At 70.6% G+C, this 25409-nt stretch carries 30 protein-coding genes and 1 riboswitch; of the genes, 19 read left to right on the plus strand and 11 right to left on the minus strand.

Going from position 1 to position 25409, the window contains the following annotated elements; all coding sequences use genetic code 11:
* From ACFWXQ_RS19415 to ACFWXQ_RS19465, 11 genes are all read left to right on the plus strand, one after another.
* Positions 1 to 936: a carbohydrate ABC transporter permease gene (locus ACFWXQ_RS19415; protein ID WP_383942243.1), complete on the plus strand. Its 936-nt coding sequence runs from the start codon at positions 1 to 3 to the stop codon at positions 934 to 936.
* Positions 936 to 1784: a carbohydrate ABC transporter permease gene (locus tag ACFWXQ_RS19420; RefSeq protein ID WP_383942247.1), complete on the plus strand. Its 849-nt coding sequence runs from the start codon at positions 936 to 938 to the stop codon at positions 1782 to 1784. The genes ACFWXQ_RS19415 and ACFWXQ_RS19420 overlap by 1 nt, the downstream gene beginning before the upstream one ends.
* On the plus strand, positions 1781 to 3844 hold the full coding sequence (locus ACFWXQ_RS19425) for an alpha-galactosidase (protein ID WP_383942250.1): 2064 nt from the start codon (positions 1781 to 1783) through the stop codon (positions 3842 to 3844). The genes ACFWXQ_RS19420 and ACFWXQ_RS19425 overlap by 4 nt, the downstream gene beginning before the upstream one ends.
* 71 nt (positions 3845 to 3915) lie before the next feature.
* Positions 3916 to 4689 carry an SDR family NAD(P)-dependent oxidoreductase gene (locus tag ACFWXQ_RS19430; protein ID WP_383942253.1) on the plus strand — a complete coding sequence of 258 codons (774 nt, stop codon included), beginning with the start codon at positions 3916 to 3918 and terminating at the stop codon, positions 4687 to 4689.
* 34 nt (positions 4690 to 4723) lie between these two features.
* A complete protein-coding gene (locus ACFWXQ_RS19435; protein ID WP_383942256.1) occupies positions 4724 to 5497 on the plus strand; it encodes a FadR/GntR family transcriptional regulator in 774 nt (257 codons plus the stop codon).
* Positions 5494 to 6639, plus strand: a complete 1146-nt coding sequence (gene dgoD, locus ACFWXQ_RS19440; RefSeq protein WP_383942259.1) for a galactonate dehydratase — start codon at positions 5494 to 5496, stop codon at positions 6637 to 6639. The genes ACFWXQ_RS19435 and dgoD overlap by 4 nt, the downstream gene beginning before the upstream one ends.
* Before the next feature lie 8 nt (positions 6640 to 6647).
* Positions 6648 to 7454, plus strand: a complete 807-nt coding sequence (locus ACFWXQ_RS19445; RefSeq protein WP_383942261.1) for a hypothetical protein — start codon at positions 6648 to 6650, stop codon at positions 7452 to 7454.
* Positions 7455 to 7524: 70 nt separating this feature from the next.
* Positions 7525 to 8157: a bifunctional 4-hydroxy-2-oxoglutarate aldolase/2-dehydro-3-deoxy-phosphogluconate aldolase gene (locus ACFWXQ_RS19450; protein WP_383942264.1), complete on the plus strand. Its 633-nt coding sequence runs from the start codon at positions 7525 to 7527 to the stop codon at positions 8155 to 8157.
* 119 nt (positions 8158 to 8276) lie between these two features.
* On the plus strand, positions 8277 to 9128 hold the full coding sequence (locus ACFWXQ_RS19455) for an SMP-30/gluconolactonase/LRE family protein (protein WP_383942316.1): 852 nt from the start codon (positions 8277 to 8279) through the stop codon (positions 9126 to 9128).
* Complete coding sequence (locus ACFWXQ_RS19460; protein ID WP_383942267.1) at positions 9125 to 10114, plus strand: sugar kinase; 990 nt, start codon at positions 9125 to 9127, stop codon at positions 10112 to 10114. Before ACFWXQ_RS19455 ends, ACFWXQ_RS19460 begins: the two co-directional genes overlap by 4 nt.
* A gap of 112 nt (positions 10115 to 10226) precedes the next feature.
* Positions 10227 to 10736, plus strand: a complete 510-nt coding sequence (locus ACFWXQ_RS19465; RefSeq protein ID WP_383942270.1) for an SRPBCC family protein — start codon at positions 10227 to 10229, stop codon at positions 10734 to 10736.
* Positions 10737 to 10757: 21 nt separating this feature from the next.
* Here ACFWXQ_RS19465 and ACFWXQ_RS19470 read toward each other — a convergent pair whose 3' ends face one another.
* Complete coding sequence (locus tag ACFWXQ_RS19470; RefSeq protein WP_383942275.1) at positions 10758 to 11105, minus strand: VOC family protein; 348 nt, start codon at positions 11103 to 11105, stop codon at positions 10758 to 10760.
* Between the two features lie 140 nt (positions 11106 to 11245).
* Here ACFWXQ_RS19470 and ACFWXQ_RS19475 point away from each other — a divergent pair, with 140 nt between their 5' ends.
* Complete coding sequence (locus tag ACFWXQ_RS19475; RefSeq protein WP_383942278.1) at positions 11246 to 11719, plus strand: carboxymuconolactone decarboxylase family protein; 474 nt, start codon at positions 11246 to 11248, stop codon at positions 11717 to 11719.
* A 66-nt stretch (positions 11720 to 11785) separates the two neighbouring features.
* Here the strand turns inward: ACFWXQ_RS19475 and ACFWXQ_RS19480 are convergent, their stop codons facing one another.
* Together ACFWXQ_RS19480 and ACFWXQ_RS19485 are read right to left on the minus strand one after the other, a co-directional pair.
* On the minus strand, positions 11786 to 12283 hold the full coding sequence (locus ACFWXQ_RS19480; RefSeq protein ID WP_383942281.1) for a hypothetical protein: 498 nt from the start codon (positions 12281 to 12283) through the stop codon (positions 11786 to 11788).
* A 338-nt stretch (positions 12284 to 12621) separates the two neighbouring features.
* The gene (locus tag ACFWXQ_RS19485; protein ID WP_383942284.1) at positions 12622 to 13227 is read right to left on the minus strand and encodes a TetR/AcrR family transcriptional regulator; all 606 of its coding nucleotides are present in this window, start codon (positions 13225 to 13227) and stop codon (positions 12622 to 12624) included.
* A 135-nt stretch (positions 13228 to 13362) separates the two neighbouring features.
* On the opposite strand from ACFWXQ_RS19485, the gene ACFWXQ_RS19490 reads away from it, so the two are divergent.
* Together ACFWXQ_RS19490 and ACFWXQ_RS19495 are read left to right on the plus strand one after the other, a co-directional pair.
* Positions 13363 to 13821, plus strand: coding sequence for a cupin domain-containing protein (locus ACFWXQ_RS19490; RefSeq protein WP_383942287.1), 459 nt, complete (start codon positions 13363 to 13365; stop codon positions 13819 to 13821).
* Positions 13822 to 13866: 45 nt separating this feature from the next.
* Complete coding sequence (locus ACFWXQ_RS19495; RefSeq protein WP_383942290.1) at positions 13867 to 14676, plus strand: alpha/beta fold hydrolase; 810 nt, start codon at positions 13867 to 13869, stop codon at positions 14674 to 14676.
* Between the two features lie 49 nt (positions 14677 to 14725).
* Here ACFWXQ_RS19495 and ACFWXQ_RS19500 read toward each other — a convergent pair whose 3' ends face one another.
* Positions 14726 to 15205, minus strand: coding sequence for a MarR family winged helix-turn-helix transcriptional regulator (locus ACFWXQ_RS19500; protein ID WP_383942293.1), 480 nt, complete (start codon positions 15203 to 15205; stop codon positions 14726 to 14728).
* Between the two features lie 74 nt (positions 15206 to 15279).
* Between ACFWXQ_RS19500 and ACFWXQ_RS19505 the strand changes: the two genes are divergently transcribed.
* Positions 15280 to 16188 carry an alpha/beta fold hydrolase gene (locus ACFWXQ_RS19505; protein ID WP_383942297.1) on the plus strand — a complete coding sequence of 303 codons (909 nt, stop codon included), beginning with the start codon at positions 15280 to 15282 and terminating at the stop codon, positions 16186 to 16188.
* A gap of 43 nt (positions 16189 to 16231) precedes the next feature.
* Positions 16232 to 17137, plus strand: a complete 906-nt coding sequence (locus ACFWXQ_RS19510) for an NAD-dependent epimerase/dehydratase family protein (protein WP_383942299.1) — start codon at positions 16232 to 16234, stop codon at positions 17135 to 17137.
* Between the two features lie 75 nt (positions 17138 to 17212).
* Here the strand turns inward: ACFWXQ_RS19510 and ACFWXQ_RS19515 are convergent, their stop codons facing one another.
* The 6 genes from ACFWXQ_RS19515 to ACFWXQ_RS19540 form a co-directional block, all read right to left on the minus strand.
* Positions 17213 to 18169: a DUF4184 family protein gene (locus tag ACFWXQ_RS19515; RefSeq protein ID WP_383942302.1), complete on the minus strand. Its 957-nt coding sequence runs from the start codon at positions 18167 to 18169 to the stop codon at positions 17213 to 17215.
* 144 nt (positions 18170 to 18313) lie between these two features.
* Entirely contained in the window at positions 18314 to 19192 is an 879-nt protein-coding gene (locus ACFWXQ_RS19520; RefSeq protein WP_383942305.1) for a hypothetical protein, read from the minus strand.
* On the minus strand, positions 19189 to 19527 hold the full coding sequence (locus tag ACFWXQ_RS19525) for a PadR family transcriptional regulator (RefSeq protein ID WP_383942307.1): 339 nt from the start codon (positions 19525 to 19527) through the stop codon (positions 19189 to 19191). Before ACFWXQ_RS19525 ends, ACFWXQ_RS19520 begins: the two co-directional genes overlap by 4 nt.
* 79 nt (positions 19528 to 19606) lie before the next feature.
* A complete protein-coding gene (locus tag ACFWXQ_RS19530) occupies positions 19607 to 20605 on the minus strand; it encodes an ABC transporter substrate-binding protein (protein ID WP_383942310.1) in 999 nt (332 codons plus the stop codon).
* 8 nt (positions 20606 to 20613) lie between these two features.
* Positions 20614 to 21384 (minus strand): ABC transporter ATP-binding protein, encoded by a 771-nt coding sequence (locus ACFWXQ_RS19535; RefSeq protein ID WP_383942313.1) that lies wholly within the window; start codon positions 21382 to 21384, stop codon positions 20614 to 20616.
* Between the two features lie 36 nt (positions 21385 to 21420).
* Positions 21421 to 22449 (minus strand): FecCD family ABC transporter permease, encoded by a 1029-nt coding sequence (locus tag ACFWXQ_RS19540; protein ID WP_383942320.1) that lies wholly within the window; start codon positions 22447 to 22449, stop codon positions 21421 to 21423.
* 195 nt (positions 22450 to 22644) lie between these two features.
* Positions 22645 to 22725: riboswitch (cobalamin riboswitch) on the minus strand.
* Between the two features lie 271 nt (positions 22726 to 22996).
* Here ACFWXQ_RS19540 and ACFWXQ_RS19545 point away from each other — a divergent pair.
* The 3 genes from ACFWXQ_RS19545 (at position 22997) to ACFWXQ_RS19555 (ending at position 25007) form a co-directional block, all read left to right on the plus strand.
* The gene (locus tag ACFWXQ_RS19545) at positions 22997 to 23602 is read left to right on the plus strand and encodes a hypothetical protein (protein ID WP_384093426.1); all 606 of its coding nucleotides are present in this window, start codon (positions 22997 to 22999) and stop codon (positions 23600 to 23602) included.
* 167 nt (positions 23603 to 23769) lie between these two features.
* The gene (locus tag ACFWXQ_RS19550) at positions 23770 to 24585 is read left to right on the plus strand and encodes an N-formylglutamate amidohydrolase (RefSeq protein ID WP_383955498.1); all 816 of its coding nucleotides are present in this window, start codon (positions 23770 to 23772) and stop codon (positions 24583 to 24585) included.
* Positions 24582 to 25007, plus strand: coding sequence for a VOC family protein (locus tag ACFWXQ_RS19555; RefSeq protein WP_383955501.1), 426 nt, complete (start codon positions 24582 to 24584; stop codon positions 25005 to 25007). The genes ACFWXQ_RS19550 and ACFWXQ_RS19555 overlap by 4 nt, the downstream gene beginning before the upstream one ends.
* Before the next feature lie 12 nt (positions 25008 to 25019).
* Here the strand turns inward: ACFWXQ_RS19555 and ACFWXQ_RS19560 are convergent, their stop codons facing one another.
* The gene (locus tag ACFWXQ_RS19560; RefSeq protein ID WP_383955504.1) at positions 25020 to 25283 is read right to left on the minus strand and encodes a hypothetical protein; all 264 of its coding nucleotides are present in this window, start codon (positions 25281 to 25283) and stop codon (positions 25020 to 25022) included.
* Positions 25284 to 25409: the final 126 nt, after the last annotated feature.

The following is a 25409-nucleotide window of genomic DNA, read 5'->3' on the forward strand; positions in this document are numbered from 1 at the left end:
ATGGCAGTCCTGACCGCGCCCGAACGGAAGTCCCCGGCCCCGCCGTCGCCCCGCGGCCGGCGGACCGGGGGCCCGCGCCGTACACCCCCGCTGGTGCTCGCGTTCGTCCTCGTCCCGCTGCTGGCCGAAGCGGTATGGGTGTTCTGGCCCGCCCTGCAGGGCTTCTACCTCGCCCTCACCCGCTGGGACGGTGTCTCGCCACCACAGTTCGTGGGCCTGGACAACTTCCGGGAGATGGCCCACGACGAGGTCTTCCGCAGCGCGGCCGGCCACACCGTCCTGTGGCTCGTGCTCTTCGGCGGCCTCTCCGCCCTGCTCGGCCTCGCCGCCGCGCTGCTGCTCCAGCAGGAGCGGCGCGGAGTCGGCTTCTACCGCGCGGCCCTGTTCCTGCCCGTCGTCTTCTCCCTGGTCGCCACCGCCCTGGTCTGGCAGGCGATCTACCAGCCCGACGGCGTCCTGAACCAACTCCTGGAGTCGGTCGGCCTCGGCAGCCTGCGCCACGCCTGGCTCGCCGACCAGGACACCGCCCTGTACGCGGTCATCGTGCCCGCGCTCTGGCGGCAGATCGGCTACGTCATGGTCCTCTACCTCGCCGGCCTCAAGGGCATCGACCCGGCCCTGTACGAGGCGGCCAAGGTCGACGGCGCGAGCGCCTGGCAACGCCTGCGGCACGTCACCCTGCCCCAACTGCGCAGCGTCAACGCGGTCGTCCTGTCCGTCATCGTCATCGACTCGCTGCGCTCCTTCGACGTCGTGTGGTCGCTGACCCGCGGCGGCCCCTACCACTCGTCCGAGCTGCTGAGCACCTACATGTACTCAACCGCCTTCCAGTCCCTGCGACTCGGCTACGGCTCCGCACTCGCCGTCGTCATCTTCGTCCTGGCCTTCGGCGTCATCTGCTCCTATCTCGTCCGCGCGTTCCGGGAGGCCGACTGATGTCCGCCAACTCCACGGCCCTGCGCCGCAGGCGGGCCGCGACCGCCGGATTCCACCTGGGCGCCGGGGCGCTGGCCCTCCTGTGGCTGCTGCCCATCGCCCTGGTCCTGGTGACCAGCCTGCGCTCCTTCGACGACATCGCCGCGAACGGCCTGGGCAGCTGGCCGCAGTCCTTCACCCTCGACAACTTCGGCCAGGCCTGGAACGACGGCGGCCAGCAGCGCGCCCTGATCAACAGCCTGCTGGTCACCGTGCCGTGCGTCCTGGTGACGCTCGCACTGGCCGCCATGGCCGCCTTCTCGCTCAGCCGCTACGAAATGCCCTTCCGGCGTTCCCTGTTGCTGCTCATGCTCGGCGGCAACCTGCTCCCGCCGCAGATCCTGCTCATCCCGGTCTCCAAGCTCAGCGAGCAGATGGGCGTCTTCGACACGCTGCCCGCGCTGATCGGCGTACAGATCGGCTTCGGCGTCGGCTTCTACGTCTTCGTCCTGCACGGCTTCATGCGCTCCATACCGGCCGAGATCCAGCAGGCGGCGGTCGTGGACGGCGCGGGGCCCTGGCAGATCTTCTGGCGGATCATCCTCCCGCTCACCCGCCCCGCCCTGGCCGCCCTCAGCGCCCTGTCCTTCACCTGGATCTTCAACGACCTGCTCTGGGCCATCACCGTGCTGCGCAGCGACACCAAGATGCCGATCACCGCGGCCCTCATCGGACTTCAGGGACAGTACGTATCGATGTGGAACGTGATCGCCGCCGGCTCGGTCATCGCCGCCGCGCCCACCGTGATCGTGTTCCTGCGGTTCCAGCGGCACTTCGTGGCCGGCCTCAACCTGGGAGCGGTGAAGTGACGTCGTACCCGCGCTGGACGCTGCGCACCGAGCACACCAGCTACACCGTCCGCCTGTCCCCGGACGGCCCGTGGGCCGAGCTCGACGCCTGGGGCCCGCTCGGCGTCGAGGACGGCCCCTCCGCCCTCGACTGGTCCCACCGCACCCACTTCGTCACCCCCGCCGACGCGGCACCCGCCGAGTATCTGCCGTACGGGCTGCGGCCGTTCACCGGATCCGAGCTGGTGGCGGCACGCCCGGGCCAGGACCGGGGCGTGTGGTGGGACTTCGACGGCGCGGAGGAGCGGGAGGGCAGCCTGCGGCTCACCTTCACCGACGACGTCGTGGGACTGCGTACGGTCCTCTGCTACGAGACGGTTCCGGGCACGGACGTGATCCTGCGCTGGACCGAACTGACCTCCACGCAAGAACTCCGCCTGGAGCGGCTCGACTCGGCCGCCGTGAACATCCCCGTCACGGGTACCGCCCGGCTGACGTACCTCACCGGCCAGTGGTCCCAGGAGTTCCAGCGCACCCAACTCGACCTGGCCAGAGGCACGTTCACCATGGGCAGCCTCCAGGGCGCGCCCGGACACGCGTACGCGCCCTGGCTCGCCGTGCAGGACGCGGAGGCCGAGGCGGCCTATGGAATCGCCCTCGAATGGCCGGGCAACTGGCACATCACCGCGGAGGCAGAGCCTGGCGGCAGCGTCCGTGTCCGCGCCGGGCGGGTCCCGCACGAGGGAGTCGTCCACCTGACACCCGGCGCCACCCTCACCACCCCCCGCCTCGCCTGCGCCTTCAGCCCCGAAGGCCTCGACGGACTGTCCCGCGTCTGGCACCGCTACGAACGCCACCTCTCCGGCGAGCGGCTGCACCGCCCCCGCAAGGTGCTCTACAACTCCTGGGAGGCCACCGGCTTCGACGTCGACGCGGCCGGCCAACTGGAACTGGCCAAGCTGGCCTCCGACATCGGCGCCGAACTGTTCGTCGTCGACGACGGATGGTTCACCGGCCGCGGCGACGACACCGGGGGACTGGGCGACTGGTACCCGGACCCGGCGGCGTTCCCGCACGGTTTCGGCCCGTTCGTCGAGGACATCCGGGCGCTCGGGCTGGACTTCGGCCTGTGGGTCGAACCCGAGGCCGTCAGCCCGGCCAGCCGCCTGTACGCCGAACACCCCGAGTGGGTCTACCGGATCGAGGACCGCCCCGCCCGGCTGGTCCGCAACCAGCTGCTGCTCGACCTGGGCCGAACCGACGTCCAGGACTTCGTGATCGGCACGCTCGACCGGCTGCTCGGCGCCCACGACATCAGCTACCTCAAGTGGGACATGAACCGCCCGCCCACCGAGCGCGGACGCCCCGGTGCCGGACCCGCCGACCTGGACGCCGAGCATGTCGCCGGATACCTGCGCGTCCTCGACCACCTCCGGTCCGCCCATCCCGACGTCACCATCGAGGGCTGCGCGGGCGGCGGCGCCCGCATCGAGCACGCGACCATCGCCCGCACCGATGTCGTCTGGCCCAGCGACAACACGGCTCCCCTGGACCGGCTTTCGATCCAGTACGGGTTCCTGCACGCCCACGCCCCGCACGTCATGAGCTCCTGGGTGACCGACGCCCCCGGCATCTTCGACCCACGCCCCCGCAGCCTCGCCTTCCGCTTCGTCAACGCCATCTGCGGAGTCCTCGGCATCGGCGCCGACCTGCGCGCCTGGACACCACAGGAGCGGGCCGAGGCCGCCGGGTGGATCGCCCGGTACAAGAACGTACGGGACGTCGTCCATCGGGGAGAGGCCCGCCTCCTCGGCACGCCGCACGACAGCACCTGCGGCGTGCAGTACGACCTCGGCAACCGTACGGTCGTCGCCGCCCTCGGCACCGGTCGCCTGGACGGGGCCCCGCTCGTGCCAGGGCGGCCCGACCGGCTGCGGCTGCGGGGCATGGAACCGGCGGCGCACTACCGGGACACCGCGACGGGGACGACGTACAGCGGAGCCCACCTGCTCCACTACGGACTGCCGTTCGCGTGGAGCGCCGGCCACGACGCCGAACTGGTGGTGCTGATACGGCAGTGAGCCCGGTCCGGCATATGTTTTCAGGACGGCCGATCAACCGTCACACGCCCGCGAAGGAGTCGAACCCCACGATGGACCAGCCCGTACGACGGCACGGCGCCCGCTTCGACGGCCGCACGGCCGTGGTCACCGGAGCGGCCTCCGGCATCGGAGCCGCCACGGCCGCACGCCTCGCCGAGGAGGGAGCCGCCGTCGTGCTCGTCGACCTCGCCCAGGAGCGGGGCGAGGCCGTGGCGGACCGGATCGGCAAGGACGGCGGGCGGGCCCGGTTCGTGACCGCCGACGTCGCGGCCGAGGAGGACTGGGCCCGGGTGGTCGCCGCGGCGCACGCCTACGGGCCCGTGGACGTCCTCGTCAGCAACGCCTTCACCGTCGACGTCACCCCCGCCCACGAGATGTCCCTCCCCTCGTGGCAGCGGCAGCTCGACGTCAACCTCACCGGCAGCTTCCTCGGCTTCCGGGCGGTGCTGCCCGATCTGCGGGACCGGCGGGGCGCAGCCGTACTGACCTCGTCCGTCCACGCCCACAAGGGCATCCCCGGCCACCCCGCCTACGCCGCCTCCAAGGGCGCCCTGCTCTCCCTGTGCGGCCAACTCGCCGTCGAATACGGACCCGAGGTACGCGTCAACGCCGTCGTCCCGGGCCCGATCCTGACCGCCGCCTGGGACCGGGTCCCGCCCGAGGACCGGGAACGCAGCATCGCCGAGACGGCGGTGCGCCGCTTCGGCTCCCCCGAGGAGGTCGCCGCGGCCATCGCGTTCCTCGGCGCCGACGAAGCCTCCTACATCACCGGGACGAGCCTCGTCGTGGACGGCGGCTGGAGCGTCGTCAAGGCCTCCGCATGACCACGCTCCCTCAACAGCAGAAAGGCTGTACGACATGACGCCCTATGCCCGTCGCGGCGTGCACGGCCAGACCGTGGAACTCCTCGCCCGCCGCATCCTGGGCGGTGAGATCCCCGAGGGGGCCACGCTGGACCTGGTGGCGCTGCAGAGCGAGCTGGACGTGAGCCTGACCGCGCTGCGCGAGTCGCTCAAGGTGCTCGCCGCCAAGGGAATGGTCGACGCCCGCCAGAAGCGCGGCACCTTCGTGCGCTCCCGCGCCGAGTGGAACCTGCTCGACGCCGACGTGCTGCGCTGGCAGTTCGAGGGCGGCCGCACCAACGCGTCCGACCGTGCGCTGCTGCACAACCTCGCCGAAGTACGCGCCATCATCGAACCGGCAGCCGTGCGCCTGGCCGCCGAGCGCCGCACCGACGAGGACCTCGCCGCCCTGGACGCCGCCATCGAGGCGATGGGGGAGCGGGACAACGGCGCCGCCCACGCCGTCGAGTCCGACCTCGCCTTCCACCGTGCCCTGCTCACCGCCACCCACAACGAACTCCTCGAACGCATGGAGATGGTCATCGAGTCCGGCCTGGCCCACCGCGACCGCATCGTGCACAGCTCCCCGCACAGTGAGGACCCGGTCCCGGCCCACCGCGCCGTCCTGGACGCCGTACGCGACCGGGACGCGGGTGCCGCCGAAGCGGCGATGCGTGCCCTGCTCGACCAGGCCGGCCGCGATCTGGACCGCGTCGAAGACTCCGACTCCGACTCCGATTCGGTTTCCGACTCGGTCTCCGATTCCGTGGAAGGCTCCCGCTCCCAGTGAAGATCACCCGCATCGAGACCTTCCTGGTCCCGCCCCGCTGGCTGTTCTGCCGCGTCGAGACCGACGAGGGCGTGGTCGGCTGGGGAGAACCGGTCGTCGAAGGGCGCGCCGAAGTCGTCCGCGCCGCCATCGACGTCCTGGCCGAATACCTCGTCGGCCAGGACCCGCTGCGCATCCAGGACCACTGGCAGGTGCTCACCAAGGGCGGCTTCTACCGGGGCGGCCCGGTCCTCTCCAGCGCCGTCGCCGGCCTCGACCAGGCCCTGTGGGACATCGCGGGGAAGGCGTACGGCGCTCCCGTGCACGCCCTGCTCGGCGGCCCGGTGCGCGACCGGGTCCGCGTCTACGCCTGGGTGGGCGGAGACGAACCCGCCGAGCTGACCGAACAGATAGCCGCCCAGGTCGAGGCGGGCTTCACCGCGGTGAAGATGAACGCAGCCGGAGCCACCTCACCGGTTCCCACCGCCGCCGAAACCGCCGCGGTCGTCGCCCGTGTGGCCGCCGCCCGTGAGGCACTCGGCCCGGACCGCGATGTCGCCGTCGACTTCCACGGCCGCTTCACCGCCGCGGGCGCCCGCCGCGTCCTCGCCGAACTCGCCCCGCTGCACCCGCTGTTCGTCGAGGAACCCGTCGTACCCGAGCACGGCCACCTGCTGGCGGGCCTGGTCGCCGCGAGTCCCGTACCGCTCGCCACCGGTGAACGCCTCTACGGTCGCACCGAGTTCCTGCCTGTACTCACCGCGGGCATCGCGGTCGCCCAGCCCGACCTGTCCCACGCCGGCGGCATCTCGGAGGTGCACCGCATCGCCTCACTCGCGGAGACCTACGGTGCCCAACTCGCCCCGCACTGCCCGCTCGGCCCGATCGCGCTCGCGGCCAGCCTCCAAGTCGCGTTCGCCACCCCGAACTTCCTGATCCAGGAGCAGAGCCGCGGCATCCACTACAACAAGGACGCCGACCTGCTCTCCTACCTCGTCGACACCGAGCCCTTCCGGTTCGTCGACGGTCACGCCTCCCGCGGCGACGCCCCCGGCCTCGGCATCACCATCGACGAAGCCGCCGTACGCGCCGCCGATCGCACCGGTCACGCCTGGCGCAATCCCGTGTGGCGGCACGCCGACGGTTCCTTCGCGGAGTGGTGACGGTACCGATGGACATCGTCACCGACCTTGCCCACGGCGGCCGTTGGACCTCGCTGCGCACCTCGGGGCGCGAATGGCTCTGGCGGCGCGCGGCACCCGAACGGCAGAGCGTGTCACCCGGCGACGCCTTCGTGGACGCGGGCGGACTGGAGGAGTGCATCCCCACGGTCCGCGGCACCCCCGACCACGGTGACGCCTGGACACGGCGCTGGACGCGTGACGGTGACAGCGACGTCGTCCACTGCGATCGCTTCACCCTGACCCGCACGATCCGTGGCACCGGAGAGGGAGCCGAGGCCGACTACGTCCTGAAGGCCGAGGAGGGCTTCCGGTTCGTGTGGGCCGCACACGCGCTGCTCGACCTCTCCGACCGGGCGACGCTGCACATCCGCGACGGAGCTAGCACCCGCCTCTTCCCCGAGGCGGCGCCGCTGCTGGACCGGGCGTGGCCGCACGGCGCCACCTGGGTCGAAGGGAGCTGGCCCGCACCCAGCGGACTGCGCCTGGACCAACTCGGTCCGGACGACGGCACCGCCGTCGGAGCCGTCGTGGACGCCTCCCGCTGCTGCGTCCACGACCAGGCCGACCGGCTGTCGCTGGCCCTTGAAGCCGATGGGCAGCCCGTGTCCATCGCCCTGTGGCGCAACCTGGGCGGCTTCCCCGCCGCGCACCCCTACCGCAGCACGGGCGTCGAACCGATGCTCGGCCGCGTCTTCGACCTCGCCGAGGCGGGTCCCGGCGACGCTGCCCTCGTACCCGCCTCGGGCGAGGTGCGATGGCGGCTGACACTGACCGCGAACTGCCTCTGCACCTGAACCGACCTGTGTGAGTCTTGATCAACCTTCATGAGTCCCAGTGAACGCGTGTGAAAAGGAGAGCCCGTCCATGGATCTGCGAGCGGCCCTGGCCGCCCATCGCCTGGTCGCGATCATCCGCGGCGCCGACCCCGAAGCCTCGGTACGCACCGTGCTGACCCTCGCCGAGGAAGGCGTCGAACTCATCGAGGTCTCCCTGACCGGCGCGGACGCCCTGTCCGTCATCGAGCAGGCACGCAAGGCGCTCGGCCCCGACCGGCCCCTCGGCGCCGGCACGGTCCTGACCGCCGATGACGCTCGCGCCGCCCAGCAGGCCGGGGCGAACTTCGCAGTCACCCCCGCACTCGGTGAGGGCGTCGTCGCGGCACACGAACTCGGCCTGCCGGTGGTGGCCGGCGTGATGACCCCCACCGAGATCGTGGCCGCACGCCCCTTCGGTGCCGCAGCGCTGAAGATCTTCCCGGCCGCGGAGGCCGGCGGCCCCGCCTACCTCAAGGCCCTGCGCGGCCCGTTCCCGCACGAACTGTTCGTGCCGGTGGGCGGTGTCGACGAGGCGGCCGCCCGGGCGTATCTGGCCGCCGGAGCGACCGCGGTCGGAGTCGGCTCGCCGCTGATCGGAGACGCCGCCGACGGCGGCAGCCTGACCGCGCTGCGCGACCGAGCCCGCGCGTTCCTGACCGTCGTACGGAAAGACACGCCGTGACCGAAGCCGCATCGCACACCGAAGGCGCAGCCGGGAGCGCGACAGGCTCAGCCGGAGCCGCCGGAGCCGCCGGAGCCGCCGGAGCCGAGGCCGGCGCCGAAGCACTCCGTCCCGACCGGCTGGAGCTCGGCGAGGGCATCCGCTGGACCGACCGCGGCATCGTGCTCGTGGACATCCTCGCCGGCCGCCTGCTCACCGCCGTCGGACATCCCACCGCCCCCCTGCGGCAACTGGCCCAACTGCCCGTTCCCCTGGGCGCGGTGGCCCCCGTGGCCGACGCCCCCGGCACCTGGATCGCCGCCGCCGGCACCGGGATCTGCCTGCTCACTCCCGATGGGCCGACGCGGTGGCTGGCACAGCCCGAAGCGGACGCCGCACGGCCCATGCGCATGAACGACGCGACCACCGACCCGTTCGGCCGCTTCTGGGCGGGCAGCATGGCCTACGACGCCGACGAGGGAGCCGGTTCCCTCTACCGGGTGGACCACGACGGCACGGTGACCCGCGTCCTCGACAACATCACGGTGCCGAACGGGCCGGCCTTCACCGCCGACGGCGCCACCATGTACCTGGCCGACAGCGCCCGGGGTGTCATCAGGCGCTACCCCGTCGACCCGGCCACCGCCGAACTCGGGGCCCCGGAGGTGTTCGTCACCGTCGAAGACGGCAGCCCCGACGGCATGGTGGTGGACGTCGAAGGCGCCGTATGGGTGGCGGTGTGGGGGACCGGATCCGTACGCCGGTATCTGCCGGACGGCCGTCTGGACCGCACGCTGAGTCTGCCCGCACAACAGCCCGCCGGTGTGTGCCTTGAGGAGGACCTTCTCCACATCACGACCGCCCGTGTGGGACTCGCCGAGCCGGGCCCCTACGACGGCGCGCTGTTCACCGTCCGTGTCGACGTGCCGGGCCGGCCGGCGACTGCCTACCGCCACGACGGATCGGCTTCGATCCCGGGGGAGAGGTCATGAAGGAGGGCTGGAGGCCGGCCGACGGACCGGTGGTCTGCATCGGCGAAACCATGGCCGCCCTGGCTCCCGCCCCCTGCGAATCGCTGGAGACCGCCGAGGACCTGCGGGTGTCGGTGGCCGGGGCCGAGTCGAACGTGGCGATGTACCTGGCGGACCTGGGCGTCCCCGTCTCCTGGCTGTCGGCGCTGGGTGACGACGCGTTGGGGCGGCGTGTGCGCGCCGCGGTCGGCGCGGCGGGCGTCGATGTCGGCAGCGTGCGCTCCGACCCGGAACGGCCCACGGGCCTGCTCGTGAAGGAGCCGGCCGGTGCCCGTACCCGCGTCCACTACTACCGCGGCAACTCGGCGGCCTCGGTGCTGGGACCCGACGTACTGGATGACGAGAGACTGCGGTCGGCCTCCGTCGTCCACCTGACGGGTGTGACCCCGGCGCTGTCGCCGTCCTGCCGGAGCATGGTCGTGGCGGCACTCGCCACTCCGCCCGCCGAGCGCCCGTACGCCATCAGTTTCGACGTCAATCACCGCCCGGCCCTGTGGCCGCCCGGGACGGCGGCCCGCGTGCTGCGCGACCTGGCCGACCGTGCCGACATCACCTTCGTCGGGCTGGACGAGGCACAGGAACTGTGGGCCGCCGACCTCGAACCGGCCGACGTACGGAGGCTGTTGCCGCACCCGCGCCTCCTTGTCGTCAAGGACGGCGGCCGTGCGGCCACGGCCTTCGGCCACGAGAGTGCGTGGACGGTGCCCGCTCTGCGTACTGACGTGGTGGAACCCGTCGGCGCGGGCGACGCTTTCGCCGCCGGTTTCCTGACTGGCCTGTTGCGAGGCGGGGGAATGGAGCGCGCACTGCGGCTCGGACACATCACGGCCGCGTCGGCACTCAAGGTGACGGGCGATCATGGCCCGCTGCCGGACGCCGCCCGGATCAAACGGCTCCTGGACCTCCCGGCAAACGAGTGGGAGACAGCGGCCGACGACCGTCCCTGACAGCCCGGTTCGTGTGGTGCCTCGTTACCGCATGCGCTGCCGGGCCCAGAGGGACCTCTGTGCCATGATGGTTACCGGCGAGTAATTAATGTGCCGGGGAAAGGAGTCCATCGTGGCCCGCACCTTCACCGTGTCCCGCAGCGTCCTCATCGAGGTGCCACCGGCTGTCGCGTACGAGGCGATCAGCCGCCCTGCCCACATGGGGCGCTGGAGCCCGGAGAACCTCGGCGCGACTGTGCCGGCGCCCGATGAATCGGCTCCGCTCGGCCTTACTTTCGAAGGGCGCAACAAGCGTGGCGCCTTCCGCTGGGTGACTCGGTGCACGGTGACGGCGGCGGAGCCGGGCAGCCGTTTCGCCTTCCGGGTCCATGCGATCGGGCTCACCCGCCCCCGCCTGAGGGGCCCGATCGCCACCTGGGAGTACGCCTTCGAACAGGACGGCGATGCCACGCGGGTCACCGAGACCTGGACCGACGACCGACGCTCCTGGCCGGCCTTCGTGACCAACGTGTTCGACCGCGTCGCCACCGGAGGCCACACGTTCGCGGACTTCCAGGTGCGCAACATCGACAGGACCCTGCGCAACCTGAAGCGGGAGCTCGAAACGGCACCTCGGTCCTGACGCCGCGGGCATTGCGCGGGGTCATTGGTGGCTCAGCACATTGACCACCTTGCCGTTGGGGTCACGGACGAAGAACCGGCGTACTCCCCACTCCTCGTCCTGCAAGGGGTGGACGATCTCCGCGCCGTTCGCTCGCATCGCCGCGTGGACCGCATCCACGTCGTCCACCTCGACACTCATGTCGGGCACGACCGGCGCGCTCTTGTCCTGGCTCATGAAGGTGACCTGTGCCGTGGGGTTGGAAGGAGAGGCGAGCGTCATGACCCAGCCCAGGTTCATGACCTCTTCGAACCCCAGGAGGCCGTAGAAGTCCCGGCTCTCCTCCATGGCCTCCGACCGGACGTCGGGCATGACTCGGCGGATGGACATGGGCGGCTCCTGCGGACGGGCGAGAGTGGACGTGCCCCGATTCTCCCCCACGAGACGTGCGTCACATTCGGCGATGTCACATCTCGCCGGGCCGGCCCGTCATAGAGGTGTATCCGCCAACAACGGCAAGGGAGTGCACCATGGAAGCCCGTCTGAACCTTTTCGAGATCCCCCTCGCGGTCAAGTCGCTGAAGCACATCGTCTCGGCGGGCAAGGTGATGGGGGAGTCGACACTGCCGGCCGCGACCCAGGAACTGGTCAGGCTCCGCGCCAGCCAGATCAACGGCTGCGGCTTCTGCACCGACATGCACACCAAGGACGCCGCCCACGCGGGGGAGACCTCGGTACGCCTCAACCTGGTCGCGGCCTGGCGAGAGGCCACGGTGTTCACCGACGCCGAGCGAGCGGCCCTGGAACTGACGGAACAGGGCACCCGCATCGCCGACGCGGCCGGTGGGGTCACGGACGAGGCCTGGGCGAACGCCGCCAAGTACTACGACGAGGAGCAGCTCGCCTCTCTGGTGTCGATCATCGCCATCATCAACGCCTTCAACCGTCTGAACGTCATGGTCCAGCAGCCCGCCGGCGACTACCAGCCCGGCCAGTTCGGGTAACAACGGGTGGCCGATCGGGGCCCGTGTCTGCTTCTCACGGGCCCCAGGGGCAATCCTGTCGAGGACCTATCCGGGGACCGGGGGCTGAAGGGGCGGCGCGGGCGAGGACGTCTGCCCTCCGGAGGCAACGGCTGCTTCCCCACGGGTCGGGTCGGTGGTCCCGAGTTGCCAGGCCTGCCAGCCGCGGGTCAGTACGTAGGCCAGTGCGAGGACCACGACGAGGGCGAAGTCGACCATGCCGGCCAAGCGTGCCTCGGGAATGTCGCCGACCACCACGGCGAACACGACGAGGGCGGTCTTGCTGGCGAGCACCAGCTCCCAGATGGCCGGTGCTTGGCGAGGCCTGGCCGCGAGCAGGGCGAAGAGTCCGACGAAGACGGCGTAGGTGAACGTTCGCCAGGCTTCGACCCAGAGGCGGTCGTCGGCCGCGTTGGTCATCCTGATGATTCCGTCGGCGAAGGCGCCGACCGTCGCGAGTGAGGCGAAGGCCGCGAGCCCGCGACCGATGCGGTCTGCTCGGCCGGACGGGGCGACGGAGGCGCGGACGTCGGTTGCGATGGTCATGTCGCTCCTTGAACGAAGGGCGGAGGCGAAGGGCGAACGCGAAGGGCGGATGCGCAGGACGGACGTACAGGACGGACGTGCAGAACGGACGTGTTGAATAGACGCGTTGAACGCGCCTGCGGTGCCGGTCAGTTCTGCTTCAGCCGGGTCGGCGCCGATTCAGTGGGCGGGGTCGAGGACGCCTCGATTGCCCTGGGCCCAGGCATTCTGACTACCCTCACGCCCCGCGAGCGAGACGTACCCTCCGTCACGGACAAACTGCGACTGCGCAACCGTGTCCAGGCCGAGGGCCTCGAACTGCGGTCCGCGGCATTCCGGGCGGTCGGCCGCAACGCGCGCTACGCGATCGAGCGCACCGCCGCCTCGGTGAGGGTGCTCGCGGTCCGTACGGCACTGGTGATGGCCGCGTCGGGGCCGAGGCCGCACAGATCGGTGAGGGTGAAGAACGCCTCGGCGCTCACGACCACCGCGAGGTCGCGCTTGAGCTGCGCGAAGGCTTCCGGGTCCGTCGCGCCGAGGGTGTCCTCCAACGGGAGGAGCGCATGGTCGATGAGCCCGAAGCGGATCCCCGGGCGCGTGGTCACCGTCTCCGGCCGGGTGATGGTGGCGGCGATCATCGCGCGGACCGAGCCCTGGCGGGTGTGAATACCGCGCAGCAGGAACTCGCAGGCGAAAGCGACGCGTTCGACGGGGTCCGAGGAGCCGGCGACCGGTGCGAGCGCTTCGGCGGGGGGCGGCCAGACACCGACGAGGGCCTCGCTGATGAGCGAGGGGAGGTCGGGGAAGTACCGGTAGGCGGTCGCCTCGGAAACCAGGGCCGCCCGGGCGATCACGGGCATGGTCACCTCGGCGCCCGTGCCGATGAGTTCCCGGGCGGCCGCCACGATCGCCATCCGTGTGCGCTGCTTCTGGTTGGTGCGGCCGGTACCCGTCTGCGCCGTCATCGTGGCACTCCTCCTGTTGACTCACACGCATTTTAGCAGTCGACACTCGTCATGAGAGTTCACTTGCACAACGAGGCTCGACGTCTCTAGTCTCGTGAGAGTCAACTCTCACGAAGGACTCGCGCAGGAGGAACCATGAGCACGGTTTCCGTGGTCGGCCCGGACGACGGTGAGAAGATCCAGCTGGGCCCCATACAGATGCGCATCCTTGAGGACGGCACCACCACCGGGCACCGCCTCGGAATCGGCGAGATCACGCTCGCCCCGCGCACCCAGGGCCCGCCGCAGCACCGCCACGCACAGCACGACGAGGGCTTCTACGTCGTCTCCGGCACCGTGCACTTCACCATCGGGGAAACCACCCACACCGCCCCGGCCGGCACGCTTGCCATGATCCCGCCCGGCGCCCCGCACACCTTCGCCAACCTCGGCGACACGCCCGCGGTGATGATCAACACCTTCACGCCCGACCTGTACGTCCAGTACTTCCGCGACCTGCGGAACATGATCGCCGACGGCCGGGAACCGACCCCGGACTCGACGGTCGAGGTCATGCGCCGCTACGCCACGGTCCCGGCGACCGACTTCGCGTGATCGCGCCCAACTTCCTTACGACACAGCCCACTTGAGGAGCATCGAATGACCCGCAGCACCCACACCCTCACGCTCGACCAGGGCACTCTCGACGTGACCGTCGACCTCCACGGACAGCAAGGGCGCCCCTTCCTGCTCCTGCACGGAGGCGGTGGCCCGCAGACCGTCGGCCCGTTCGCCGGGCTTCTGGCCGAGCAGCGGCCGGCCAGGGTGTTCACCCCGGTCCACCCCGGCTTCGACAGCACCGATCGGCCCGACTGGCTGACGGACGTCACGACCCTGGCCCAGATCTACGCGCGGCTGCTCGACGCACTCGACCTGCGCGACGTCACCGTTGTCGGCAACTCGATCGGTGGCTGGATCGCCGCCGAACTGGCGGCCCTGGGCAGTGACCGGATCAGCAGCGTCACCCTCGTCAACGCGGTCGGCATCCATGTCCCCGGCCACCCGATAGCCGACACCTTCTCCCTGACGCCCGTCGAACTGTCCCGCCTCTCCTTCCACGACCCCTCGAAGTTCCGCTTCGACCCCAGCGCGCTGACCGAGGCGCAGCGCGCGGTGATGGCCGCCAACCGGGCCACCCTGCAGGTCTATTCGGGCCCACACGCCATGGCCGACCCCACCCTGACCGACCGCCTGGCCAAGGTCACCCATCCCACCCTGGTCGCTTGGGGCGCGAGCGACCGGGTCGTGGACGCCGACTACGGGCGGGCGTACGCACAGGCCATCCCTGACGCGGAGTTCCGTCTGCTGGAGGGCACAGGCCACATGCCCCAGGCCGAGACCCCCGGGCAATTTCTGCCGGTGCTCTGGGACTTCGCCGACGCCCACGCCGCCGCACGGCCGCAGCACTGACTGGCAAGGACGTCCATGGCTCCTCGGTCTGCCAGGCGCGGCGGGCGAGTCAGGGCGCTGTTCGGCCAAGTTGGGACAGCGAGTCGGCGAGGTTCGCGAAGGTGCTGGCGAGAGCGGGGACGAGTTCGTCGGGGATCTGGTCCAGGAAGCGGCGACGGGCGCTGGCCAGATGGGCGGGCTGCGCCGCCTCCATGGCGTGGAGTCCTGACTCGGTGAGTATGGCGTCGTTGCCCCGGCCGTCCTCGCCGTGGCGCTCCTTGCGGACCAGCCCGTGCTTGCTCAGGCCGTCGACGACGCGGGTGATGCGCGAGGGGGTGAGTCCGGCGGCGTCGGCCAGCGCGGACATGCGCATGCGCCTGTCGGGGGCGGAGCTGAGGAGCAGCAGGGCGGCGAACTCGGTCATGGTGACGCCGGTTCGGGACATGTCGTCCTCCAGTGCGCGGGGCAGCGCGTGGACGAGGCGCCCCAGGCTCTGCCAGAGCTGAAGCTCGTCCGGGGACAAGGGTGCGGGGTCGGTATCGGCAGGCATGCGCCCAGTCTATTTGACGAAGCAAGCAATCAGGAGTCATTGTTGCTGAAGCAAGCAACTTTGGAGGCTCCCGCATGCCACCCACATCACCGGCAGCGCCCACATCACCCGATTCCTCGGCTCAGATCGAGGTGCCGGCCGGCTTCAGCCACCGATCCGCGGAGGTCAACGGCGTTCAGCTGCACTACGTGAGCGGCGGGTCCGGACCCGCCGTCGTGCTGCTGCACGGCTGGCCGTTCAGCTGGATCGAGTGGCGCGCGCTGATGCCGCTGCTCGCCGAGCGGGGCTTCACCGTCATCGCGCCGGATCTTCGCGGATCCGGTGACTCCTCGATCCCGGCCGGGCACTGGACCAAACGCGACGAGGCCGAGGACCTCCACCAGCTCCTCCACCACCTGGGGCACGACGAGGCGCACGTGGTCGGCACGGATGTCGGCGCGATGACCGCTCACGCCTGGGCTCAGGCGTATCCGCAGGAGGTGACCCGCCTTGTGCTCAGCGAGGCGTTCCTGCCCGGTTACGGCCTCGAAGACCATATGAACCATGCCACCGGAGGCTCGTGGCACTTCGGCTTCCACGCACAGAGCGACCTGGCCGCGATGCTCACCGACGGCAAGGAGGAGCCGTACCTGGGCGGGTTCTGGTCGATGATGACCCGCGGCGGCATCACGGACGCCGACCGCGCCGACCTCCTGCGCGTCTACACCGCGCCCGACTCGATGCGCGGCGGTTTCGAGCACTACGCCACGCTCGTCGAGGACGGCCGAGCGGCCCGCGCGAACGGTCCGGTCGGGATGCCGGTCCTCGTCCTGAACGGCGAACACGGCCTGCCCCAAGGGGTCCTGCTGGACGGCGCCCGCCACGCGGCGACCGATGTGCGCGCGGACATCGCCCCCGGCGCAGGGCACACCTTCGCCGCCGACAACCCGCAATGGACCGCCGAACGCCTGGCCCGCTTCTTCACCACCACCCCGGCCGTCTGACTCCGGAAACCACACCGCCCCACACCGAACGGAGCACGTTGTCATGCAGGTCCTCGTCATCGGCGCCACCGGCTACGCCGGCCGCCGCGTCTCCACCGCCCTCTCCCGCGCGGGACACACCGTCCTCGGCCTGGCCCGCGACACCGACGGCCCGGCCGCCCGGGAGCTCGCCGTCAACGAAGTCACCCCCGTACGGGGCGACTTCTCCCGGCCCGAGACATGGCGCGCCCTCTTGGAGGGCACGGATGCGGTGGTGCACCTGCTCATGGACATGAGCGACCCCGTCGGCGGCGACCAGCGGCTGTTCGCTGAACTGGCCGCGGCGCAGGAGCGCGACGGACGCCGCCGCCACCTGGTCTTCACGACCGGCATCTCCTCCTACGGCCGCACCGGTCTGGCGCTCATGGACGAGAACACCCCCGGCAATCCCGAAAGCCCCATCGGGTTCCGCTTCGCCCTGGAAAAGGAACTGGCCGCCGGCGGTCTCGCGCACACCGTGGTCCGTCCCGGCTTCATGTACGGCGGCCCGGCCACCACCTCCATGACCGGCCAGTGGTTCGCCGCCGCCGAGGAGGGCAAGCCCGTCTTCTACGGCGACACCACCAAACGCTGGAGCTGGGTCCACGTCGACGACCTCGCCGACGCCTACGTCCGTATCCTCGACAACCCCACAGCCGTCGACGGCGAGACCTTTGTCATCGCCGACGACCAGCGTCTGCGCGCTCTGGACATACAGCAGACCGCAGTCCGTGCCACCGGCTTCACCGGCGAGATCAGCCTGGAGACCGCTGAAGCGGGCGGCATGATGCAGATGGCTGCCGACCAGGACGAACTCGTCACCAGCGTCAAGGCCCACCGCCTGCTCGGCTGGCGCCCCCGCCATGCCTCCTTCACCGACGCGCCCGAGCAGCACTACCGCGCCTGGAAGGCCGCCCGGACGAAGAGCTGAGACTCCGGCAGAACACGCCGTGCGGGTCGGCGAGCCGTGCCCGCACCGGCCTCGCGGCCGCGGTCAGGTGGCGGGTCACCCAGAGGGCGGCGGCGCGGAGGATCGGACCGAGAGTGCGGAGCCGGTCCTCCTCGCCGGGCGACGGGTGACAGTCCCGATCTGCCAGGCAGTGGCGTACAGGAGCAGAGCGACCGCGAATGAGGCGCCTGCTCTCGTGGCGACGCCCGTCAGCACGCCTTCGGCGAGGGTGCCCCAGGGAGCCCGGTCAGTGGTGGACGGGTACGTGGTCTCGCTCGCGCCGTCGCCCAGGTCGACGGTGGTGGGGCGGCTGTAGTCCACTTCGGTCACATGGCGGTAGGCGTTGAAGTCGGCGCGGGCGTCCACGGCACCGCCCACCACGGGGGACAGGACAAGCAGACCCACCACGCTCCACCGCATGACAGGACCCAGGCGGGCCACAGCGCCGCCCTGCGTACGAAGTCGGCCGCGACGCCGCCAAAGATGCACGGCGACGGCCACCAGGCCGAAGGCGGTGCTCACGTACTGCAGCAGCCGAGCGACCGTCAGGCCGCCCAGGGCCGAGGCGCGTAGCGCCTCCACGTGGGTGACCAGGAAGCCGTCGCCGTGTGTGAAGGAGTCCCATGCCAGGTGGGAGGCGATACCGATCAGTGCCGAGATCAGCAGCCACATGGTGTAACGGGCCTTGGCGCGCAGGCCCGGTACCCGCTCGGGTTCCGGAAGGCCGAGGCCGGCCGGCAGTAGGGCGGTGACCGGTGCGCGCAGCATCCGGTAGGCGGCGACCAGGCCGACAGCAAAGGGCATGTTGACCAGCAGGCCCGCATCGAACGAGTGGGTCTCCGTGGCATTGAGGAGCGGCCCGTACCAGTCCTGAGGGCTCGTCTCCGACATGCCGAGGCGGGCGAGGAAGTACGGGACGTCGGGTGCGACGGCGCCCGCGACCAGAGAGGCCGGAACGAACGGCCGCCGCATCAGCGGTAGCACGGCGGCGGGATGGGACACGGTGAACGGCAATTCGGTGATCTTCTCTGACCCGGAAAGAACGCACGAATAGAACACCAGAGAGTATTCACTTCAACGGACTATCGCAAGCATGGGTGAATCGCCAGTGGCCGTCGGCGGCAGAGATGCGGCTGTATCAGCGTCGAAACGGCTGTGTCAGCGCCGGCGGCGAACCGCCTGGAAGCACGCGGTGAGCGCGGCAGCGGCCGGCAGCAGGAGGAACAGTCCCAGTACAGGCCGGAGTTCCAGCCAGGCATCCGTGTAGGCGTGGGCGACCAGAGGGGAACAGGCCGCCGCCATCGCCCCCAACTCACGCAGACCGGAGGAACGCGCCCGCACGGCGAGGACGGCCCCCGTGAGGGCGAGCACCAGCATCGGCCAGGCGCCGTAGTCCGTCGTCACGCCGAAGGCCCCGGTGTCCACGACCACGACGGGAAACCACGCCGCGGCGGCCATCACTCCGGCTGCCGTGGACAGTTGCCTGTCACCACGTCGATCAGGCGGGCAGCTGAGCACCACGGCGGAGGTCAGCAGGGCCGCGGTGACAGGAGCGATCGCCCCCTCGCCGGGCGAGGGCGTGGCGACAGCCCACTGCACGGCCGTCCCCAGCAACCCGCACACGGCCATGGCCGCACCCGGCAGCCACCGCCCGGTCAGGGCGATGACCGCGCCGAGGCACACCAGCAGTGAGAGCAGTAAGTACGCGGCCCGGGCGCCATCCATCGTGGAGAGCTGGATCCACACCGGGGCGGGCGAGCGAACGAGTCCCGCGTACCAGCGCGTCAGGTGCAGCCCGGCGTCCACCGCACCGGCCGCCAGAGCGAACGGGGCAGCCAGGGCGAAGAAGCGACCCGCGGGCGACGCGGAGTCGAGGCCCAGCCGAACCCGCACGGCGTGCGCGGCCAGGTCGGCGTCCGCACGCAGTCGAGCCGCGCGCGGCATGTCCGCCGTCATCTCCCGGTGCACATCGACGATTTCCTGCCCGTAGCCGGCCCGGTATGCGGCCGGATACAGACGGAGCAGGGGATCGGTCACGCCGGCGCCGCCGCGCCGCCGGTGCCCAGACGCCGCCTGACCTCCCGGGCCGTGGCAGCCAGCCGCTCCGCCTCGGCCTCCAGCCTCTGCCGCCCGGCGGGAGCGAGAGCGAAGATCCGGCGTGCCCGTCCGTCCACCACCTCCTCACGCTCCACCTTGATCAGACCCTCCGCCAACAGCCGGTCCAGAGCCCCGTACAGCGCCCCGGTACGCGGCACCACCCGGCCGTCGGTGATGGCTTTGACCTCCTGGGCGACGGCGTATCCGTGCCGAGGCGCATCCGCCAGCGCCGTGAGCAGCAGCAGAGCCAGCTCCTGCATTCCTCGTTCGCTCATACCAGCAGAGTATTCCGTCCGACGGACCTTCTTAAGGGCCAGGGCTATGGCACGGGCTCGGGCTATGGCATGGGCAAGGTCACTCGACCGTCGTCCGCAGGTACGCACCGAGGCGGGCGATGGCCGCCGGGTTGCGCGGGCTCTCGACGAGGTCGACATAGTCGAGGACGAAGATCCGCCGGTGCTTGACGGCGGAGACGTTGCGCAGCGGGGCGTAGGACAGCAGGAACTTCTTCTTCTGCTCGGCGCTCACGTCCCCGTAGTTGCAGATCACGATGACATCCGGGTCGCGCTCCACGACGCTCTCCCAGCCGATGGTGGTCCAGGAGTCGGCGATGTCGTGCATGACGTTGACCCCGCCCGCCTCGCTGATGATTTGCTCGGGGGCGGCGTAACGGCCGGAGGTGAAGGGCTGGTCCTGGCCACTGTCGTAGAGGAAGACCTTGGGCCGCTCGGCGCCCTCGGGGGCCTTCGCCCGTACGTCGGCGATCTGCTTCTTGAAGTCGGCGATCAGCGCGGCCGCCCGCTTCTCGACGCCGAACAGCTTCCCGAGGTTGGTGAGGTCGGTGTAGAGGGCGTCCAGGGGAGGCATGAGGCCGCGCGAGGTCTTGGTACGGCCGTTGCGGCAGGACTCGGTGAGGATGTACGAGGGGACGCCGAGCTTCTCCAGCGCCTCGGGCGTGAAGCCGCTGTCGTCGCGGAAGCCGTAGTTCCAGCCGGCGAAGACGAGGTCGGCGCGGGCGTCGAGGACGTTCTCCTTGGTGAGTTGGTCCTTCGACAGCCACTTCACCTTGTCGTAGCCGTCCTTCCAGGGCACGCCGCTCAGATCGCCCTTGTCGTCGGGCATGGCGAACCCGCCCATGCGGTCCTCAAGGCCGAGCGCGAACATCAGCTCCGTGATCCCGACGTCGTTCGTGACGACACGCTCCGGGACCTTGTCGTACGTCACCTTCCGGCCGCAGTTGGTCAGGCTGACCGACGAGGACTTCGCGTCCCCGGACGACTCGACACTGGCACCGCAGCCGGTGGCTGTGACGGTCGCGGCGAGGCAGAGGGCAGCGGCGAGGAACTTGCGCATGGGGATCCTTACGGGGTGGTGAGCGGGAGCCGGTCGAAGAGGAGTTGGACGGCGCCGGTCTCCGGATGCCGTACGGGATGGGCGCGGACCCCGAACACCCCGGCGAGCAGCTCCGGTTGGAGGACGTCGTGCGGCGGTCCCGAGGTGACGATCCGGCCGCCGTCGATGACGTACAGGAGATCGCAGTGCGCGGCGGCCAGGTTGAGGTCGTGCAGTGCGGCGAGCACGGTCAGGCCGCTGGCCCGCACCAGCGAGAGCACGTCCAACTGGTGGGCGATGTCGAGGTGGTTGGTGGGTTCGTCGAGGACGAGAACCCTGGGCTGCTGGGCGAGGGCGCGGGCGATGAGGACGCGCTGTTTCTCACCGCCGGACAGCGCGAGGAACCCGCGCTCGGCGAGGTGTGTGACACCCGTGCGGGCCATGGCGTCCGCGCACACGGAACGGTCCCCGGCGGCCGTACGGTCCCGGTGCGGCAGCCGGCCCATGTCGACCACCTCGGCGACGGTGAAGTCGAACTCGGCCGACGACTCCTGCGGCAGTGCGGCCAGCACCCGGGCGGCGGCCCGGGGCGACATGGCGTGCACGTCGTCCCCGTCGAGCCGTATGGTGCCCGCCGCCGGACTCAGCGCCCGGTACACGCAGCGCAGGAGTGTGGACTTGCCGCTCCCGTTCGGACCGACAAGACCGACGAACGCCCCGCTCTCCACGGCAAGTTGGACGTCGTCGACCAGCCGGACCCCGGCGGCCTCGACCGCAACACCCTCCAGGTCAAGCCGCATGACCGCCCACCCTCCGCAAGTCGCTCCCGGTGGCCATCAGCGGCCCCCGAAGGCATAGCCGCCGCGCCGCATCAACAGCAGGAAGGCGGGCACACCGACCACCGCCGTGATCACCCCGACAGGCAGCTCGGCGGGCGCCAGCAGCAGCCGTGACAGCAGATCCGCCCACACGAGCAGGACCGCGCCGGCGAGCGGAGCCACGGCCAGCACCCGCCGGTGATCGGCACCGACCAGCATCCGCACGACATGCGGCACCATCAGTCCGACGAATCCGATGGCTCCGCTGACCGCGACCACGGTCCCGGTCACGGCGGCGCTGACAAGGAACAACTCCCGTCGCAGCCGCCCGGGTTGGACACCGAGCGCGGCCGAGGTCTCGTCACCCATGGCAAGCGCGTTGAGCGCCTCGGCGCGCCACCGCAGCCACGCCCACCCGGCCGCCACGGTCACGGCGGCGAGCGGCACCTGTGCCCATGTCGCGCCGCCCAGGCTCCCCAGCAGCCACATCATCGCCGACCTGGCCGCCTCGCCCCGGGCCGCGCCGAACACCATCACCGTGGTGACGGCCTCGAAGCCGTACGCCAGCGCCGTCCCCGTCAGAATCAGCCGCAGCGGCGTCAGCCCGTGCGGCGACCGGGCCACGGAGTACACCAGCACCATCGCCGCGAGAGCCGACACGAACGCCGACAACGACAGCGCCCAGACCCCCAGCCCCGCGAATGCCCCCAGCAGGATCACGGCGTTGGCACCCACGGCCGCGCCCGAGGAGATACCCAGCACGAACGGATCGGCGAGCGCGTTGCGCACCATCGCCTGCACCGCCACACCGACCGCCGCGAGCCCCGCTCCGACGACGGCACCGAGCACGACACGCGGCAGACGGATCTCCCAGACGATGGTGTACGCGGCGACGTCCCCGGCATGCACCGTCCCGCCGGTGAACCCCGCCCACAGAAATCGCTGCACGTCCGCCCAGCCGACCCCAGCGGCCCCCAGAGCCACCCCGCACACGATCGACACGAGGAGCAGCAGACCCAGCCCAACGACCAACGGCACGACCGATATTCGGCTCGGGACCCGGCTCGAGATCCGGCTCAGGTTCGGCTTCCGGCTCAAGCTCGGACTTCGGCGCACGGTCGGGGCGGTCCTTCATCTGAGGCCGCCTGAACGTCAGTAAAAGAGGCAGCCCGTACGACACGCCGGCCGTGCGGTCCCCTCTCGCAGTCCACGGCGAGCAGTCAACGGGTCGCACCACCTACGGGCGATCGGGCTCACGCGACGAACCACTGGTTCGCCACGCACACCGTTGCGGGTCAGCGCCGGATTCTCACCGGACTTCCCTCGCAGGCAGCGACGGGAGCGTAGCAAACCGGGGAAGTGGCGGATGAGCTGGGTCACTTGACGTCGCTCTCACCGGCTGGATACTTGCGGAGGTTCGACAGCGCGACGTCAGATCGATATCTCGAACGATGCTTGAAATGTCGGGCCGCGGCGTGGACTGTTCAAGCCGCCCTCTCCGCACTGGACAGCACCACCTCCACCCCCCCCACACACACAGGAGTACTTCTCCATGAGCCCACGACACGCCCCGCAGCCCACTGAGCGAGCGGCCATGCCCTGGCGAAGGAAGGTGGCCATAGCCGCGCTGACGGGAGCCTTACTGGCTGGGCCCGGCGTCGCGCAGGCCGCGCCCCAGGCAACCCCGGCTCCCAGGGAACAGAGGGAACAGGTGGCAGCGGCCACCATCACCTGGACCCTCGAACGGGCTGCCAACCCCACCCAGGACCAGCAGACGGCGTACAACCTCATCACGACGGCCATGAACGCCGCAGTCGCCCGGTACAACAACGTCAGCGACCTCGGCAAGACCATCACCGTCCGCTACGACCCGGGCGTACCCACAGCCGACGGCAACATCAACGGCACCATCCGCTTCGGCAACCGCGGCTACATGACCGAGCGGACCGCGCTGCACGAGATCGCCCACACCATCGGCGTGGGCACGAGCTCCGGCTGGTCCTCCCTCGGAGGCAGCGGTACCTGGCGCGGCGCGCAAGCCACGGCGCTCGTCAAGCAGTTCGACGGTTCGGGCGCCACGCTGTCCACCGGCGGCGGCCACTTCTGGCCCTACGGCCTGAACTACGAGAACGAGTTCTCGAACACGGCGGCCAATCGCCACGTCCAGATCGTCGCAGCCATGGTCCGCGACGGCTTGTAGGTCGGACGCTGCTGGAGGGGGACCACTCCCGCCGGTTCGCTGCGCGGCCCGCGCACCCCTCCAGCTCGGCCGACTGGTGTAGTAGGAAAGGTGCACATGCTTCGACGCATGACCCGCACTCGCACCTGCACCCACACCCGCCACGCTCACGCATCGAGGGCTCCTGAATGAACGACGTGCCGGCTTCCTACCGTCTCGTGGCCGGCGCGCCGGACTCCCCTGTGATCCTGCACGTCCCGCACTCCTCGCGGGTGATCCCGCCGGACGTGCGGAGCGGCATCGTGCTCGAAGATGCAGCGCTGGAAAGGGAGTTGGACCACATCACCGACTCGCACACCGCCCGGATCGCGTCGACGGCAGCTGAGCGCTGCGCCACGGGGCCGTGGCAGTTCGTCAACGAGTTGTCCCGGCTGGTCGTCGACCCCGAACGGTTCCCGGACGAGCGTGAGGAGATGCTGGCCGTCGGGATGGGCGCGGTCTACACCCGGACCACGCACAGGGAGGCGCTCCGCCCGGCCGACCACGACGGACAGCACCTCGTCGAGCGCTACTTCCACCCGTACGCGGCCGCCGTCACGGACGCAGTGACGCAGCGGCTGGAAGCAGTCGGACGGGCCGTGATCATCGACGTCCACTCCTACCCGACCGAGCGCCTGCCCTACGAACTGCACGGTGACGGCCCCCGGCCGCCCATCTGCCTGGGACGGGACGCCTTCCACACCCCGGCCGATCTGCTGGCCCACGCCGAGAAGGCGTTCGCGGGCTTCGGCGGTACGGGCATCAACAGCCCCTTCGAGGGAACGTACGTCCCGCTGAAGTACTACGGGATCGACCCCCGGGTCAGCGCCCTGATGATCGAGATCCGCCGGGACGTCTACATGTCCGAACCGGGCGGCCCGGCGGGCCCCGGCCTCGACGCCCTCGCGAACACGCTCGCCGACCTCGTCGACATGGCGAGTACGGCAGGCACAGTGGAGACATGAACGCAGACGACAGAAACATTCTGGCCGGGGCGCGTGTGGCGACGAGGCTCCCGGCCCAGGACCTGGACCGGGCACGGCGTTTCTATTCCGAGCAACTCGGTCTGGAGCCCGTCGACGAGCGTCCGGGTGGGCTGCTGTATCGGTGCGCGGGCGTGGACTTCGTCGTGTTCCAATCCACGGGAGCCTCCCCCGGGACCTTCACCCAGATGGCCCTGGAGGTCGACGACATCGACACGGCCGTATCGGAATTGAAGCGGCGTGGAGTGGTGTTCGAGGAGGTGGACGTTCCTGGACTCCGCACCACGAACGGCATCGCCGAGATCGAGGGCAACTATCCGAGCAAGGGCGCACGGGGCGAACGCGGTGCCTGGTTCCGTGACAGCGAAGGAAACCTGCTGGGAATCGGCGAGTTGGTCTTCTGAGCACGGACGGGATCAGAAGCGGCCCTCGACCGACGAGTACAGGGTCTCCACGCTGCTCCGGGTTCCGTCACGCCCTCCAATGAAGCTCGTACGGGGGTTCAGGCGGAACGTGCTGCCGTCCGCGCGGCGTATGCGAACGTACGTGTTGCCGGTGTAGGCGCCGCTCATGTGCAGCTCACGGGGTCTGTTGCCCAGAGCCACCTCGTCGAGCGGATCCGCCCACAGGAGCCCCTTGTCGCGGACCGACCAATAGGCACGGCGACGGCAGCCGCGCAATCGCCGGATCCGGATGCCACGCCCGACGAGAGTCCGAGCGCTTCGCCCCCGACAGACCGACGACACCCTTCCGGCGGACCCCGCAACGGACGCGAGCGCCCAGGTCGACGAGGCGTTTCGCGCGGC

Source organism: Streptomyces sp. NPDC058697 (assembly GCF_042715345.1).
In the GTDB taxonomy this organism is placed as follows: Bacteria; Actinomycetota; Actinomycetes; order Streptomycetales; family Streptomycetaceae; genus Streptomyces; species Streptomyces liliifuscus.